This window comes from Bacillus paranthracis, from assembly GCF_024296885.1.
Taxonomy (GTDB): Bacteria; Bacillota; Bacilli; order Bacillales; family Bacillaceae_G; genus Bacillus_A; species Bacillus_A paranthracis.
In genome coordinates this window covers 4,679,429-4,695,093 of sequence record NZ_CP101135.1, presented here as the reverse complement: position 1 = coordinate 4,695,093, position 15,665 = coordinate 4,679,429, and the positions used below count along the sequence as shown (strand labels likewise).

Annotated in this window: 22 protein-coding genes; 10 read left to right on the top strand and 12 right to left on the bottom strand. The window is 37.5% G+C overall.

The window, feature by feature from the left end:
- Positions 1-31: 31 nt before the first annotated feature.
- Complete coding sequence (locus NLJ82_RS24425) at positions 32-1,015, bottom strand: M23 family metallopeptidase (protein WP_000944673.1); 984 nt, start codon at positions 1,013-1,015, stop codon at positions 32-34.
- Positions 1,016-1,204: 189 nt separating this feature from the next.
- Between NLJ82_RS24425 and lipA the strand changes: the two genes are divergently transcribed.
- Positions 1,205-2,101 (top strand): lipoyl synthase, encoded by an 897-nt coding sequence (gene lipA / locus NLJ82_RS24420; protein WP_000166370.1) that lies wholly within the window; start codon positions 1,205-1,207, stop codon positions 2,099-2,101.
- A gap of 20 nt (positions 2,102-2,121) precedes the next feature.
- Here the strand turns inward: lipA and NLJ82_RS24415 are convergent, their stop codons facing one another.
- Together NLJ82_RS24415 and NLJ82_RS24410 are read right to left on the bottom strand one after the other, a co-directional pair.
- Positions 2,122-2,601, bottom strand: coding sequence for a YbaK/EbsC family protein (locus NLJ82_RS24415; protein WP_000272743.1), 480 nt, complete (start codon positions 2,599-2,601; stop codon positions 2,122-2,124).
- A gap of 74 nt (positions 2,602-2,675) precedes the next feature.
- Positions 2,676-3,230, bottom strand: a complete 555-nt coding sequence (locus tag NLJ82_RS24410; protein WP_000721035.1) for a histidine phosphatase family protein — start codon at positions 3,228-3,230, stop codon at positions 2,676-2,678.
- 103 nt (positions 3,231-3,333) lie between these two features.
- Between NLJ82_RS24410 and NLJ82_RS24405 the strand changes: the two genes are divergently transcribed.
- Positions 3,334-3,807: a hypothetical protein gene (locus NLJ82_RS24405; protein ID WP_000264801.1), complete on the top strand. Its 474-nt coding sequence runs from the start codon at positions 3,334-3,336 to the stop codon at positions 3,805-3,807.
- Positions 3,808-3,829: 22 nt separating this feature from the next.
- On the opposite strand, the gene NLJ82_RS24400 is transcribed toward NLJ82_RS24405, so the two are convergent.
- Positions 3,830-4,645 (bottom strand): YhfC family intramembrane metalloprotease, encoded by an 816-nt coding sequence (locus NLJ82_RS24400; RefSeq protein WP_002081167.1) that lies wholly within the window; start codon positions 4,643-4,645, stop codon positions 3,830-3,832.
- Between the two features lie 85 nt (positions 4,646-4,730).
- Here NLJ82_RS24400 and NLJ82_RS24395 point away from each other — a divergent pair, with 85 nt between their 5' ends.
- Positions 4,731-5,462, top strand: a complete 732-nt coding sequence (locus NLJ82_RS24395; RefSeq protein ID WP_001241008.1) for a MerR family transcriptional regulator — start codon at positions 4,731-4,733, stop codon at positions 5,460-5,462.
- A gap of 37 nt (positions 5,463-5,499) precedes the next feature.
- On the opposite strand, the gene NLJ82_RS24390 is transcribed toward NLJ82_RS24395, so the two are convergent.
- Entirely contained in the window at positions 5,500-6,078 is a 579-nt protein-coding gene (locus NLJ82_RS24390; RefSeq protein WP_000744032.1) for a YhcN/YlaJ family sporulation lipoprotein, read from the bottom strand.
- A 118-nt stretch (positions 6,079-6,196) separates the two neighbouring features.
- Between NLJ82_RS24390 and NLJ82_RS24385 the strand changes: the two genes are divergently transcribed.
- A complete protein-coding gene (locus NLJ82_RS24385) occupies positions 6,197-6,499 on the top strand; it encodes a YutD family protein (RefSeq protein WP_000435941.1) in 303 nt (100 codons plus the stop codon).
- A gap of 45 nt (positions 6,500-6,544) precedes the next feature.
- Here NLJ82_RS24385 and NLJ82_RS24380 read toward each other — a convergent pair whose 3' ends face one another.
- The 3 genes from NLJ82_RS24380 to glpX form a co-directional block, all read right to left on the bottom strand.
- Positions 6,545-7,042: a hypothetical protein gene (locus tag NLJ82_RS24380; protein WP_001174569.1), complete on the bottom strand. Its 498-nt coding sequence runs from the start codon at positions 7,040-7,042 to the stop codon at positions 6,545-6,547.
- Between the two features lie 372 nt (positions 7,043-7,414).
- Positions 7,415-7,681: a DUF3055 domain-containing protein gene (locus NLJ82_RS24375; RefSeq protein WP_000392606.1), complete on the bottom strand. Its 267-nt coding sequence runs from the start codon at positions 7,679-7,681 to the stop codon at positions 7,415-7,417.
- Positions 7,682-7,698: 17 nt separating this feature from the next.
- A complete protein-coding gene (gene glpX / locus NLJ82_RS24370) occupies positions 7,699-8,670 on the bottom strand; it encodes a class II fructose-bisphosphatase (RefSeq protein ID WP_000439091.1) in 972 nt (323 codons plus the stop codon).
- Between the two features lie 147 nt (positions 8,671-8,817).
- Between glpX and NLJ82_RS24365 the strand changes: the two genes are divergently transcribed.
- The 4 genes from NLJ82_RS24365 (at position 8,818) to NLJ82_RS24350 (ending at position 11,482) form a co-directional block, all read left to right on the top strand.
- Complete coding sequence (locus NLJ82_RS24365) at positions 8,818-9,258, top strand: DUF86 domain-containing protein (protein ID WP_000274014.1); 441 nt, start codon at positions 8,818-8,820, stop codon at positions 9,256-9,258.
- Positions 9,259-9,329: 71 nt separating this feature from the next.
- A complete protein-coding gene (locus NLJ82_RS24360) occupies positions 9,330-9,962 on the top strand; it encodes a helix-turn-helix transcriptional regulator (RefSeq protein ID WP_000503356.1) in 633 nt (210 codons plus the stop codon).
- 109 nt (positions 9,963-10,071) lie between these two features.
- Entirely contained in the window at positions 10,072-10,836 is a 765-nt protein-coding gene (locus NLJ82_RS24355) for a TIGR01457 family HAD-type hydrolase (RefSeq protein ID WP_000276467.1), read from the top strand.
- A gap of 115 nt (positions 10,837-10,951) precedes the next feature.
- Positions 10,952-11,482 (top strand): hypothetical protein, encoded by a 531-nt coding sequence (locus NLJ82_RS24350; protein WP_000289902.1) that lies wholly within the window; start codon positions 10,952-10,954, stop codon positions 11,480-11,482.
- 33 nt (positions 11,483-11,515) lie between these two features.
- Here NLJ82_RS24350 and NLJ82_RS24345 read toward each other — a convergent pair whose 3' ends face one another.
- Positions 11,516-12,097, bottom strand: a complete 582-nt coding sequence (locus NLJ82_RS24345) for an NAD(P)H-dependent oxidoreductase (protein WP_000683410.1) — start codon at positions 12,095-12,097, stop codon at positions 11,516-11,518.
- A 612-nt stretch (positions 12,098-12,709) separates the two neighbouring features.
- Between NLJ82_RS24345 and NLJ82_RS24340 the strand changes: the two genes are divergently transcribed.
- Positions 12,710-13,189 carry a GNAT family N-acetyltransferase gene (locus NLJ82_RS24340; RefSeq protein WP_000351139.1) on the top strand — a complete coding sequence of 160 codons (480 nt, stop codon included), beginning with the start codon at positions 12,710-12,712 and terminating at the stop codon, positions 13,187-13,189.
- A 23-nt stretch (positions 13,190-13,212) separates the two neighbouring features.
- On the opposite strand, the gene NLJ82_RS24335 is transcribed toward NLJ82_RS24340, so the two are convergent.
- A complete protein-coding gene (locus NLJ82_RS24335) occupies positions 13,213-13,704 on the bottom strand; it encodes a phosphatidylglycerophosphatase A family protein (protein WP_000665103.1) in 492 nt (163 codons plus the stop codon).
- A gap of 120 nt (positions 13,705-13,824) precedes the next feature.
- On the opposite strand from NLJ82_RS24335, the gene yutH reads away from it, so the two are divergent.
- Positions 13,825-14,826, top strand: coding sequence for a spore coat putative kinase YutH (gene yutH, locus NLJ82_RS24330; protein WP_000581271.1), 1,002 nt, complete (start codon positions 13,825-13,827; stop codon positions 14,824-14,826).
- Positions 14,827-14,887: 61 nt separating this feature from the next.
- On the opposite strand, the gene NLJ82_RS24325 is transcribed toward yutH, so the two are convergent.
- Together NLJ82_RS24325 and NLJ82_RS24320 are read right to left on the bottom strand one after the other, a co-directional pair.
- Positions 14,888-15,103, bottom strand: a complete 216-nt coding sequence (locus NLJ82_RS24325; RefSeq protein WP_001125488.1) for a hypothetical protein — start codon at positions 15,101-15,103, stop codon at positions 14,888-14,890.
- A 324-nt stretch (positions 15,104-15,427) separates the two neighbouring features.
- Positions 15,428-15,664, bottom strand: a complete 237-nt coding sequence (locus NLJ82_RS24320; RefSeq protein WP_000431159.1) for a NifU family protein — start codon at positions 15,662-15,664, stop codon at positions 15,428-15,430.
- Position 15,665: the final 1 nt, after the last annotated feature.

Sequence of the window (15,665 nt, the reverse complement as noted above, 5' to 3'; positions counted from 1 at the left end):
AAGAAAAAATAACCGTAGCAATGTGCTACGGTTATCGTTTTGTATTTGCGCGTTCTTTTCGCTCCCAAAGACTTAAGTGCATGTAGGGGTCGAAAGCCCATTCTGTATAACCATTGTCTTTATACATGCCGAAATGTAGGTGAGGCGGGAATTTTCCAGCTGTGCCGGGAGGACCGTAACCGGTGCTACCAACAAATCCGATTACTTTTCCGGGTTCGACAATTTGTCCAAGCTGTATCTCTTTTGAGAACCCGCCTAAGTGAGCGTAATAATGATAATTGTTATGAAGGTCACGAATACCGATGCGCCATCCGCCAAGGCGGTTCCAGCCTTTTGTTTCAATAATGCCATAGCAAGTGGATCTTACTGGTACGCCATAGCCTGCGAATATATCGGTTCCTTCATGAACCCTTCTTCCCCCAAAACTTCTTCCAGCGCCAAAAGTACTACGGTAGCTATGGTCACTGCGAATTGGAAGAGGGAACGCATTTCCTTCTAAATTAATACGTCCGTAATGTTTATAAATTTGGGCGTATTCGGTAATTAAATCAACTGTTTTTGCACGTCTATAATATTCCCAGAGCATGATTTTAATGCGTTCTTCTGACGTTCCTTGTTTCTTTAAAATCGTTGCTGCTGTATGCAAAAGATCACGGTCGTTATTTGCATTTGCAAATCCATCTTTGTCACCATCTAAACCTAACCCGCCAAATAGAGCAATTGTATGGGGGAGAGTGTCGTTACCATTAACAGGTCCAGCCCATATTTCTGGTTTGAAATAAAGGGAAATGATGGCATCTGGTTTTTTCGGAATATCTTTTCTTACGCTCCGTATATTTCTTTCGTATTGATCCATTGCAGCTAAGTAATACCACGGAATGCCTGAAGATTGCTCGGTTTCTTTATATAGTGCCATGCGCTTTTCGTATATGCTTTGCTGATTATCTTCACCGTAAGCGATGTTTTGGTGGAGAAGAAAGCAAATCGAAAGCAAAAGAGAAATTTTTCGAAGCATGAAATAGACTCCTTTCACATCATCACTCTTTTTAGTGTGGGATATACGGAGTATTTCATTATAGGGAACGATTGGAAAAAATCTTAGAATCTTCATTTGAGCAAATCGCTTTCATACGTTAGAATAGATATGTTACATTGAAAGAAGCGAACACGGTAAACTATTTCATATTGTGCGGAGTTGATAACCATGACAAAACAAACAGAATATAAGCGCAAGCCCGAATGGTTGAAAATTAAGTTAAACACGAATGAAAACTATACAGGCTTAAAGAAAATGATGCGTTCTAAGAATCTTCATACAGTTTGTGAAGAAGCGAAATGTCCGAATATTCATGAATGCTGGGCTGTAAGAAAAACAGCAACATTCATGATTTTAGGTGCAGTATGTACACGTGCTTGTCGTTTCTGTGCGGTTAAAACAGGCTTACCAACTGAGCTTGATTTACAAGAGCCAGAACGCGTAGCAGATTCTGTAGTACAAATGGGCTTAAAGCACGTTGTTATAACAGCGGTTGCACGTGATGATTTAAAAGACGGGGGAGCAGCTGTTTTTGCTGAAACAGTACGCGCTGTTCGTCGTAAAAATCCATTTACGTCAATTGAAGTATTACCATCTGATATGGGTGGAGTAGAAGAAAACTTAAAAATGTTAATGGATGCAAAACCAGATATTTTAAACCATAACATTGAAACAGTACGTCGATTATCTGACCGAGTTCGCGCTAGAGCAAAATATGATCGTTCATTAGAGTTTTTACGTCGAGCGAAAGAAATGCAGCCTGATATTCCAACTAAATCGAGCATTATGGTGGGCTTAGGTGAAACGAGAGAAGATTTAATTGAAGCAATGGATGACTTACGTGCAAACAATGTGGATATTTTAACTCTTGGACAATACCTACAACCATCTAAGAAGCATTTACCAGTTCTTAAATATTACCCACCAGCGGAATTTGCAGAGCTAAAAGAAATTGCACTTAGCAAAGGCTTTAGCCACTGTGAAGCTGGCCCACTTGTGCGTTCTTCTTACCATGCGGACGAGCAAGTTCGTTCTGCAAAAGAAAACACAGCAGAAGCAAAATAATGAAAAAAGGGAGCTAATGATTAGCTCTCTTTTTGTTTGTACTCCAAAACAGTATTTGAACATGTTAATAAAATCTTTTTTAATTCTTCTGTGGATAATTCAATTGTAAATTCAGGTACACCAGGTGTAATTAAAATTTTATCGTACGTATAAATAGCGTTATCCACAATAATTGTTACATCGTGTGAATACCCGAAAGGAGCTACACATCCTGGCGTACAACCAGTTTTGTCTCGCAGTTCATCAGCGGAACAGAGAGATAAGCGTTCTCCTGTTAGTTCTTTCATCTCTCCGCGGTTAAGCCTTGTGCCCTCTAACGTGAAAAATACGTAATAATCTCCAGCCTTTGATTTTAAAAATAAGCTTTTACTTGGAGTACCTTGTAGGCCAAGCCTCTCGCGTACGATCCGATCTGTCTCATAATCGAGTACCGGTTCGTGTTCGAATTTTTCATAAGAAACATTTGTTTTATGTAGTAAAGCAAGTACATCTTCGTACATATGGAGTGATACCCCTTTCTATTATTAGTACAGTTTCTTCTCGTGGCGTCAACTGAATGTGTTGGAAAGAGATATTACTTGGACGGTGCTTTCCATAATCGTTTTAGGCTACATTGTTCATCAATTGTAATTTCGTACATATCAGGATTCGTTAAAGCTCTCCATTCATGAAAGCCGATCGTATGATCAAAGTGCTTTAAAATGAGCGTAAGTAAGTTTCCATGTGTAACGAGTAATATTGTAGTATGGTTTAATTTTAAAACGTCTTCGATAAGCGATATAGCACGGTCCGTTGCTTGTTTTGTTGACTCTCCGCCTGAAAAGGCAATATCTATATTTGTAAAAGTAGATTCTAGTTTTTGCATCCAATCGTCCATTGAAACGTCGCTTAATATGCGTTCAGCTAAGCGTTCATCTTCTTGGATAGACAAATTAGCTTGGAGTGCATAGGGCCGAATAGAATCGATAGCTCGCACAAATGGGCTTGAAATAATATGATCTATTTGTAGTTGGTTTTCTAAAAGGAATGTAGCAAGGGTGTTTGCTTGTTTTTTTCCATCGGTCGTTAATTCGGCATCACGTTCTTGGCCAGTTGCTGAACAATGTCGTATTACAATGATTTTCTTCATAATTCATCCCCATCTTTCAAGTTGACGCTATATACTTCGACAAATGTGGAAAATATTCCTTTTTATTGGAAAGGACATAATGATCTGATCATGTGGAAAAGTAATGTGGATAATAGAAAATCGAGGTGCAATGATGAAAAAAATGCTATGTATTGTATTTGTGATTTGTTTTCTCTCACAACTGTCCACAACATATGCACAATCCAATCAAAAGTTAGATTATCCAAGTAATCGAAATAAGCCATTTGTGAGCGAAGATGTGTTTTACGAACAGTTAGATAAGAAAATGTATAAAGAATACAATAATGCAGCGTATAGTGTTCGAAAAAAGATTTTATTTAAAGAAGTACCCGACGAAGAATATTCCTTTTTACAAAAAACAGCCGCGGGTTGTCGGGGTGAAGTAGTGCTTCAAGATTCTTTTATTCACCCTGATCGCCAAGTTTATTTTTTCGCTTCCTTTTCTCAAAATGAAGTAGAAGAGTTACACAAGTACATCGTTATAGATGCAGAAACAAAGAAGGAGCTACAAAGCGGTAAAAGTTATCATCGCTATGATAATCTTTATAAAAAATAACCCACCAACAGGCGGGTTATTTTTACTTTGGCACACTCATTAATTTCTCTTTCATTTTACGAATAAGAATGATAGCGCCAATTGTGAAGAGAAGGGTGATTCCTTCTGCAACAAAGATGTTAATTGTTTTCGTTTGGTAAAGTGCCGCGAAGAAGTCTACAAGTGCGTGGAATAGTATAGCGTACACAAGGAAGATATACTTCTTCTGTTTTACTGCGTATAAAACAAGCATTGTAAAGGCGATTTGCAGCACGAGTGCCATAATTCTTTCTAAGCTGCCAAGGAAGTATAAGTAGGCAGGTTGCTGAATTAACATGTCTTGTAGGCGGCTTAGTTCTGGCATTTTTTCGACCATCTGGGCGAAGCTACCGTTGTTAATTGAATTCGCAAATATAAGTGCTTGGAATGCAGAGAATCCGCCAACTAAAATGGATTCAATTCCGCCGTGACCGATTCCGTAAGCGAAGCCATCTTTATATTCTTGATATTTTTTTAGTAGGAAGAAGAAGGCAACGAAGCGTCCTAATTCTTCAAAAATACCAGCAGTTAGTCCGCCATAAAGTGCGAAAACAAATGGATTTTCTAAAATTGGAGCGATTGCTGGATTACCGCGCATAAATAGGTGGAATGGTGTTTCGAGAATTTGGGTAAATCCGATAAAGATAAGAACACCAATGCCGACTACTTTCCAATTTATATTATATTTTTTACGGAAATAAACGAGTACAATAATTGGGACCAGAATCGAGACAATGAGTTGAAAGATGATGCTGGCAATTACAGTATTTGAAACCATATTTTCACCGCTTTCTAATATATGTACATATCTATTATGCATGAAATATTTTATAAAGAAAATGAATTTACTTATTGACTCTAACGTTGCGTCATACTTTATCGTATGTATTAAGGGGGAGATACACATGGCAATGAAGGTAAAAGAAGTAGCTAATTTAGTTGGAATTAGTGTGCGCACACTGCATCATTACGATGAAATTGGGTTGTTAACCCCAGATGAGACGACAGAGTCTGGATATCGTCTGTATTCCAATGAAAATTTAGAGACATTGCAGCAAATTTTATTTTTTAAAGAACTAGGCTTCCCTTTGAAAAAAATTAAAGAAATTATCATGAGTCCATCATTTGACCGGAAAGAGGCATTGCAGCTTCATAAGAAAATGCTTCTTGAAAAGCGGGCTAGGTTAGATAAAGTGATTGCGACGATTGATAAAACAATTCAGCATACAAAAGGAGAGATTGAAATGACGAATAAAGAGAAATTTGAAGGCTTCGATTTCAGCCATAATCCGTACGAAGAAGAAGCGCGTGAAAGATGGGGAGACAGAGCTGTAGATAAAGCGAATGAATATGCGAAAGGTATGTCTAAAGAAAACCAAGAAGAGTTTAATACGATTTACAGAAACTTAGCGGCGCTTAGACACGGAGAACCAGATTCTAAAGAGGCACAAGAAGCAATTGGAGTATGGTACGATTACTTGCAAAACTTCGGTGAATATTCATTAGATGCTTTTAAAGGACTCGGTCAAATGTACGTCGCTGATGAGCGCTTTACGAAAAATATCGATAAGTTTGGTGAAGGATTAGCTCAGTTTATGTGTGATGCGATGGAGGTTTACGCAAATCGTAAGAAATAGTAAAAAATAAAGAAGATGGAGGTTTTCTCCACCTTCTTTATTTTTTTATCATATCATTCAAAGTCTGATCCCCTGTATTGTTCAAATGAGGATTTTTACTCATTTCACGTTTTAACATATCGAGGCTCTGTGTGTATTCTGTATCATTTAAGGCACCAGATTGAAGGCCTTGAATTTGAGAAATCAACTTTTGGTCTGTTGATACATATGCTTTATAATAGCGAGGGACGATGGACAAAGCAGCTCTATATACTTGATCCGCTACGAGTTTCGGATCCGTTGTGTTTGCACGGTATACAACAAATACTTCATCGTCTGTAACGAGCGTAGCAGCGTTTGTAACGTCAGGAAGTTTGACTGTCATGCTTGTAATCATTTCAGCAACTTTCTCACGGTTAATGGCTCCTACTTGTTTATTAGATACTTCATGCTTTTGTTTAGATGAATAGCCGACTCTCGTTAATCGTGTATTTGTATTTTCCGTATGATACATGTCGTTTTTGTTGGAAACAAGAACACGACTTCCTTCTTCACGTTCCATTTCGGCTTTATTCGTTGGTTGGCAGCCTGCAAATAAGGAAAGAGTGAGGAGAGAAAGTATAATTTGTTTTTTCACGATGTATCACCTCCTTCTCCATAGCATGCACTAATTTTCAATTTTTTGTATTTGAAATTGTTGGTTGGTATGCTTTGTGATACGATAAAAAGAAGAATGCTTAGAGAGGAAGTTAATGATGGAGCAAAAGCAGGAGATTCATGCTACGGTGAGCATTAATAATGTGCAGTACGAAGTAATTAAAAACTTTCGTGACGGTTTTAGTGAAGAAGCATTTAAAGAGCGCTATGCAGAAATTTTAAATAAATATGATTACATCGTTGGGGACTGGGGTTATGAGCAACTTAGATTGCGCGGATTCTTTGATGATAGTAACCAGCGTGCGACATATGATACGAAAATTAGTACGTTATCGGAGTATTTATACGAGTACTGTAACTTTGGTTGTGCACACTTCGTATTACGAAAAGTGAAGAAATAAAAAAATCCTCTTACAATTGTAAGAGGATTTTTTGTATATTCTCATTTATAAACAAATCGAGATACGATCGCCTTCAGAAAGTATTGTATTTGGTTTCATTTGTTGTCCGTTCAATTGAATATCCCCGTTTTTAATTTTATCCACAATGCGTGTACGGCTCCAGTCGGAAATATATGTGGATAAAGCTTTATCCATCCGGTGGGAACCGAAAACGAGGTCTAATACAATTGTGATTTCGGCTATGCCACTTTCTTTATGCTGTGTAATGGAAATGGTAGTAGTTGTTTCCGTTTGATCTTGCTGAGGCATATCGACTGTTTCCACATGATCAGTAAATGATTTATAAATACGAAGTTTTTGATTCCACGTATGATCTTTCGGGCATTTATAAATAGCAAAACGATATATATTTTTTCCGTTGGCGTTATGCCTACGAATATTTGTGTCGGTAAATAGGGTAGTGCGTCTGCAATTTTTACAATACTTTTCGATTGTGTTTTGCTCGTTTTCATATAAACTCCAAGAAAGTTGTACTTTCTGCATTTTCCTTCACCTCTTATAGTAGTGGCAAAGAAACGTAATACAGCTATTTGGATGTCTTGTAGTATGAAGACATGAGGAAAAGACAAAAATAAAAGGAGGTTCCCCAAAGAGGAACCTCCGTAAACATCATACTACAGATGAGTTACGCTCCTTTGTAATGGGAATGGGCAGACTACTCCCTTGAAAAAGCACGGTGCTTTTTTGAGAGTAATGCTATCCAATTGCTGGTCCATTACAAAGTAAATGTTGGCATACGTAGATAACGTCCTTTCTATCCAAATAGATTTATTTTTCATTATAACACGGATAATTGAAAATTCAAAATAATTAAAGTGAAAAAACACCAGCTAAAAAGCTGGTGCCTAAGATAAATTATATAAGTTCAAATAAAAATGAGCGTAGTTCTTCTGCAATTTCTTCAGTCATAGAAAATGCGTGCTCTAAGTAGCCTGGTTCGTTTAAATCGTCAGCGCCGATGATTGCAAATTTATTACGCTGCATATCAAGGACAATTGTTTTACCGTAATGACGATCGGAGTATAGTAGCGCTAAATCATGACGCTCATTTTCTCCCATAAAGCTAACGAAACGAGTTTTTGTAGCGACAGTGTCGTCGTACAGAAAGAAACGTTCTTCCATACACATGGCTCCTTTTATTAAATATCTAAGTTTAAGTGTGGCTTATGATCTAAATGGTGATGCGTTTTAATGAATCGTACCGTTCTTGTTTTGTAACGCATTACGATAGAGTATGTTTCAGCTAAATCTCCGCCTAGGAATTTCACGCCGTCTAATAACTCACCAGCAGATACACCAGTTGCTGAGAAGATTGCATCATCACCAGACACTAAGTCTTCTAGCATTAGAAGTTGACGAGGGTCTTCTAATCCCATTTCACGACAACGAGCTTCTTCTTCTTCGTTCATTGGAACTAAGCGAGCTTGCATTTCACCTTCAAGGCATTTTAATGCTGCTGCAGAAATAACGCCTTCTGGAGCTCCGCCAATACCTACGAATAAGTCGATACCAGTTCCAGGTAGTGCTGTTGCGATTGACGCACCAACATCACCGTCACCAAATAATTTTACGCGTGCACCTTTTGCACGAACACGATCGATAATATCTTGATGACGTTCACGTTCTTGAACGATAACTGTTAGATCGCGAATCTTTTTATTGTTAGCTTCCGCTACAATTTCAATTGTTTTTTCAATTGGATCATCTAAGCTAATTTTACCAGCTGCTTTTGGACCAACCGCGATTTTTTCCATGTACATATCAGGAGCATGAAGAAGGTTTCCTTTATCTGCGATTGCGATAACTGCCATTGCATTTGCAAGACCTTTTGCAACGATGTTTGTACCTTCTAATGGGTCAACGGCGATATCTACTTCTGGACCGTTACCTGTTCCTAGTTCTTCACCAATATATAACATCGGTGCTTCATCAAGTTCTCCTTCACCAATTACAACTGTACCTGCCATGTTTACTGAATCGAACATATCACGCATTGCTGTAGTTGCTGCATCATCTGCTTCATTTTTCTTTCCGCGGCCCATCCACTGTGCGGATGCTAATGCTGCTGCTTCTGTTACACGGACAATTTCTAGTGCGAGTTCACGTTCCAAGATTCCATTCCTCCAATTTCAAAAATCATACAAATATAACTATAACAAATTACGGGGAAAAGGTGAATTCGAAAAATTGTCGATTTTTTCAGAAGAAAGCGTTACAATTAAAATGTAAATGCTTTAATTTCCAGGTAGGTGACATTCATGTATTTTGTAGACAGAAAGAAAATAGAACAAATGCTAGTATGTTTAGAACGAGCAACAAGTACATTTCAAGAGAAAAAGATATATGAAACCGAGTTTGAATTTTACGCATTAGAACGCATAGCGCATCTAATGATTGATTCTGTATTAGATGTAGGGAATGCGATGATTGATGGATTTATTATGCGCGATCCAGGAAGCTATGAAGATATTATCGATATTTTAATGGACGAGCGAGTGATAAGTGCAGAAGAAGGACAAGGAATGAAAGAAGTGATTCTTCTTCGAAAAATGCTTACGCAAGATTATATTCAAATGAATCATGATGAATTATATAAGACGATTCAAAAACATATTGCGGTGGTAGGGAAATACCCAGCAAATATTCGCAGTTATTTAGAAAAGGAATTAGGACCTGTATCTGCATTTGTACCAGAATAATTATGCTTATAAGATCCCCAGAGAATGCCTTTTGGGGGTCTTATATTGTATGTGAGGGAGAAGGGTGAAGCATGGGGGAAGCACGTACGACGAAAGATGAAATTGTGCAGTTGTTGAAAGTAAAGGGAGAGCACACCGTAGCGGAACTAGCTGAAGTTTTAGAGATTACAGAAATGGCGATTCGAAGACATTTAAGTAATCTTGAGAAAGATGGTTTCATCTATTCCAAGATGGTAAGGCAACATGTCGGAAGACCAACTTATTTGTATGGATTAAGCGAAAAGGGAGAAGACACATTCCCGAAAGAGTATAAGCAATTTGCGATTGATATGCTAGAAGATTTAGCGCGAATGGGCGATGAAAAAATACTTCGTTACGTTTTAAAAGAAAGAACGAAGCGAATGGAAGAACAGTTACAAAAGCGCGTGAGTAATCAAAAGAATTTAGCATATAAAGTGCAAGAGATAGCAGCTATGCAAGAGAAAAATGGTTATATGGTTCAAATTAAGAGAGACGGAGAGAACTCTTTCGTAATTGAAAAACAAAACTGTCCGTTAAAGGAAATCGCTGAGAGATTCCCGCAAGTGTGTGAAGATGAAAAAGAGATGTATAATCGTTTATTTGCGAACGCAGATGTAAAAACGCTAGCAAACATGTGCGAGGGCGATTGTAGTTGTTCTTACCAAATAAAAGAGAAAAAATGAACGTTATGGGGCGCTTTAAGGTAAAGCGTTTTTTTCTTTTGGAAAAGCGGGTAATATAAGAGTGGTATGATAAGGTGAGAACGTTAGCATAGAAGGAGAGACAGAATCGATGTATAAAGGTTACTTAATTGACTTAGACGGTACAATGTATCGCGGAGAAGAACAAATTGAAGAAGCGAGCGACTTCGTAAAAGCATTAGGAGAGCGCGGCATTCCATATTTATTCGTTACGAATAACTCAACTCGTAAACCAGAACAAGTGGCAGAAAAACTTGTTCGTTTCGATATTCCAGCGAAAGCAGAGCAAGTATTCACAACGAGTATGGCAACAGCAAACTTCATTTACGAACGTAAACAAGACGCAACTGTATATATGATTGGTGAAGAAGGCTTACATGATGCGCTTGTGGAAAAAGGATTTGAACTTGTGGATGAAAATCCTGATTTCGTTGTTGTCGGTTTAGATCGTGACATCACATATGAAAAGTTAGCAAAAGCTTGTCTTGCTGTGCGTAACGGCGCAACGTTTATTTCTACAAATGGAGACATTGCCATTCCGACTGAGCGCGGATTATTACCAGGTAACGGTTCATTAACATCAGTTGTAGCAGTATCAACAGGTGTGGATCCAATCTTTATCGGAAAACCAGAATCAATCATTATGGAACAAGCTTTAAAAGTGCTTGGCATAGAAAAGAATGAAGCCTTAATGGTTGGGGATAACTACGATACAGACATTTTAGCAGGAATCAATGCTGGTATGCATACGCTTCTTGTCCACACTGGAGTCACAACTGTGGAGAAGTTAACAGAATACGAAGTTCAACCGACGCAAGTTGTGCATAACTTGACGGAGTGGATTGAGAAGATGTAATGAAATGCAGGTAACCGGAATAGGTTACCTGTTTTTTTATGCATAATTGCATATGTGCTATTGTTATATAAAATGTAAAATTTATATGTAATGATATTGTGGGGAGGAAATCAGAGTGTACTGGATGTCATGTATTATGTTTGTTTTTACATTATGTGTTTTATTTTTTGTTCTATGGAAGATATATAAAATAAATGAAATGAAGAAAAGTGCGGGAAAACTTATTGCAACATATCCAAGAGTGAAGAGACGTTGGATTGCATTACTTGGACCAACGTATTTCATTGGACAATGTATGTATATATATGCTCAGTATGTAAGTGGAGATATTCATACAGTTGAACAGTTTCTTGTTCAGTCGGGGAGTTATACTGTAGCAAGTTGTTTTATGACTTTAATAGCCATCCATCTTATTAAAAGTGTACAAATATATGAAAAAGGTGTAGTAGACGGATTAAACTTTTATTCATACGAAGAATTGCAGGGCTATAAAACATCAACATGGGAAAATCCAAAAGAGAATATATTTTTATATCGCGGGCGAGAAAAAATGAATGACAATGTGAATTTACTTATTAGACAGGGAGATATGAATGAATTAGAAAGCATTCTTCAAAGATATATTCCGAAATTAATGATGAAATGAAAAACTCCGGTTGTTAAAACCGGAGTTTTTTTATTAAAATGCACGATTCACAACATCTTTAACCTCTTCAAGATATTGTTTACGCACACTGTCATCCACAGAAGGAACACTCGTATAGAATGTATGCTCAATTGTTTCAATGCCTGTAAATTCAAAAATACCAACATCCGCTGTTTTCTTCATTGCGTCAAACATACCGCCTGCTGTGTATGCCTCTTTCGTATTTCCCATTGTAGATAATAATAAGCCTTTTTTACCGCTTAATAACTTCTCGATGCCATTTTCACCGTAAGCATAAGCGAAGCCGTGGCTAAATACACGGTCAACGTATCCTTTTAAAATAGCAGGAAGTCCCGCCCACCAAACTGGATAAATAAATGTAATGCTATCAGCCCAAGAGATATGCTCTTGCTCTTCTTTAATATCTTCTGGTGTGTTTCCTTGAGAAAATGAGATGAAATCGGAAGCGCCTAATACTGGATTGAAGTTTAATTCGTATAGATCGCGAACGCGTACTTCATGACCTTTTTCTTCTAGTTCATTTTTTACCGTTTCTAAAATCGCATGGTTGAAGCTTTCTGTATTTGGGTGTGCATAAACGATTACATGTTTCATTGTTATTCCTCCTATTTGTGGATATGTGAATGGTTTCTCTGTAACCATTATTGTTACTTCTTTTACGAAAGTCAAGTAATACATATGTATAAAAAGACGCCTCAAATCGTCTTTCTACACCCCGCTCATACAAAGAACAAAGAAAACAAATAAAATGATGATAATACCAATGCCGAAGTTAAATACGAGAGTACTATCCATATTATGTAACCTCCTTGTTTGAAAGTAAAAAGCACTCTAGCCAAGAGTGCTTTTTTATTTTAAGTCTACTTCGCAACGTTTAGAAAGGGATTCATGCGTGTAAAGAGTTATATTATTTTATGTGTTTATGCTTTGAAATGAGTAAGTCCTTGTAAGGTATAGAAAAAAAGACACTCTTTCGAGTGTCTTTCAAGATGACAAAATGTGCCAATTGCTTGAGTTTGATAAGGCGCTAATATCCGTTTTAACGCCTTTTCTTTGATCAAGAAGTGTAGCAACAGCGATTCGAATAAATTGTACCATTTGTTTTATAGGTGTGCGTATGTAATTATGCATATTACGATTAAAGGGAAATCGGATGTGAAAAATGAATGAGTACATATATAAAATATTCGATAAGGGGCGAGAGGGATGGATATACATAAGTTAACAGAAGAAGAAGCGATGGAAATAGCGATGTGGACGTACGAGGAGCCGTATAATGTATATAGTTTCTCAGTAGGGGCTGAAATAATAGAAGAGTTGCTGGACGGGACATATTATGGGTGTTGTGATGAGAGGGGAGAACTCATTGGATATTTTTGTTTTGGGGAAAATGCACAAGTGCCAGGGGGAAGAGATGCTCATTTATATGGTGGAGAAGATGTAATGGATATCGGACTTGGCATGAAGCCGGAGTTAACAGGGAAAGGGCTCGGGAAAGTGTTTTTTCAAGCTGGGATAGTTTTTGCTATTAAAGCATTTAGGCCGAAAACGTTTCGACTTAGCGTAGCGACATTTAATACAAGAGCGATTACGCTATATAAAAAAATAGGTTTTCAACAAGGTCCTATTTTTTTGAGCCGCGGAAGAGAATTTATGCTTATGGAATATGAAAGACCGTCAGTATGAAACTGACGGTCTTTCATATTTTATTATTCCGAATGCTCAGCTCTGTGCGCTAAACGGCTTGAAGCAGCGGCAGCGATTCCGCCAACGATATCATCAAGGAATGTATGCACCTTTCCAGTTGATTTATCATTTAAGTATTCTAAAATACCAGGTTTTAATTTATCGATATATCCAAAGTTTGTGAAACCGATAGAGCCGTACACATTAACGATAGAAAGTGCGATCACTTCATCAATTCCGTATAAGCCTTCATCACGTTTTACGATATCTTGTAACGGCTCACTTAACATTCCTTTTTCAGCGAGAACATCGAGTTCGATACCTGTAATCAGTGCGTTTTGTACTTCACGTTTTGATAATACACGCTCAACGTTATAACGGCATTCTGACATCTCTAAATTTGGATGATATTTTTTTTGAAGAAAATGAACAAGCTCAGCAATATCATCAATTGTTACACCGCGTTCTTGTAATAGTTGCAATGCTCTTTCTTGTAGTTGATTTGATTCTTTCATGTTTATCACCTTTTTTTCTTTTTAGTATTTGTATACGTTTCGTTGCTTTATCATGTGCATAGGAATGAAAGGCGAGCACAAGCTCATATATATAAAGAAAAACCATAGGTGGCGACTGCGATGATTCATCATATTTATGAGCATTATCATATGCATGTTAAAGAATTAATCCCCCTTGGCCCCTATAAAAGCTTTTGGATTCGCAACAAAATTTATGTACTTGTTCCAATTGGAGAAATGGAGGAAGAAGTACTTGTAGAGATGAAAAAGCTCAGTGATTATATGAACCAGCAAGGGGATATAACTGTAGCGACTTTCGTTCCGACTATACACGGCTACTATGTAAGTGAGATAGAAGAACAAAATTACTGCTTATTAAAAGGTATGCGCGCGTTAGAACGACATGCTATGTCATTAGGAAGTGAGCTTTCTATATTCCATAAACGAGGTGCATTCTTTCCAGAAGAAATTGAGCAACTAAGCCGCATTGGTGAATGGAAAGCATTATGGGAAAAAAGGCTCGATCAATTAGAAAAGTTTTGGCAATCACAAGTGATGAACCACCCTACAGACGTATTCGATCAATTGTTTATTGAATCCTTCCCGTATTACTTAGGAGTTGCGGAAAATGCCATTCAATATGTTGTTGATACAGAAATGGATGACACACCGCAACTAACGGATGCAGCAACCATTTGCCAAGAACGATTCACACCTTTATTATGGCATCAAACGAAGCGTCTCAAACTCCCTTTTGATTGGGTGTATGATCACCCAACTCGAGATATAGCAGAATTAATCCGTTATATGATGATTGAAAAAAAGAAAGACTGGGAGAAAACAATCGTTCAATTTGTTACAGATTATGAACGGAATTATTCGCTATCCTCATTTGGGTGGCGCCTATTATTTGCAAGGCTCCTGTTCCCGCTTCACTATTTTGAAACAGTCGAACGATATTACCAAACAGGAAACGAAGAACAAAAAAGCATGTATAGAGATCGTTTAGAAGCCATTTTACACGATGTGAACCGCTCTGAGCAATTTATGAAGCATTTTTATGGCTCACTCCGTTTACCAGTTGATAAGCTTGGGATTAGAAAATTAGATTGGCTGTCTTAAAAATATAAAAAAGAGACCGATTGAGGTCTCTTTTTTATATACCACAATTGTATGTAATACATTATGCCCCTACCTGTTGATCTGCACATATATTTAAAATGAATTGATGTTGTTCGATTTTTTCATTTACTTTACTCAATAATTCTTGCTGGATTTCTTTAAATAAAAATTGATAGCTCGCATTCCATGTCGGTATAACGGATGAAAGGTCTAATAAATACTCTTTTTTCTTTTCTAGTTCTTGAATTGTTAAAAACGTGTTCCCCATTTTTGGCATGTGTCGTCCCCCTATGTTTTTTACTTTATATGTGTGAACGATTCACTATATAGTATCAATTATCGCATTTTTTGAGAAGGATTTCCAATTTTGTTTTATGATGTTAACGGATAAATGTGATTTGTATAAAAAAAGGAGACCAAATTTGGTCTCCTTTTAGCAAGTGGCTTTGAACGAGCCGCTAGATAATATTTAGCTCTAGCGGCTAAAATGTTCGGTGGCTAGAACAGTCGGCCATTTCGCGCCTTCCTGTGAGGCAAAAAGCGCCTCTTCGTCAGGAGCTCCAATGACCTCCTGTTCTGAACGAGCAGCTTCCGCTTTTAATTAAAATACTTGTTCTACTTCGATAACGCCTGGTACTTCTTCAAGTAATGCGCGTTCGATACCAGCTTTTAGTGTGATTGTAGAACTTGGGCAGCTTCCGCATGCACCCATAAGGCGTAATTTTACGATACCTTCTTCAATGTCTACTAATTCAACGTCTCCGCCATCGCGAAGTAAGAATGGACGTAATTTATCTAATACTTCTAGTACTTGTTCTTGCATATGTGGGTTTTCCATT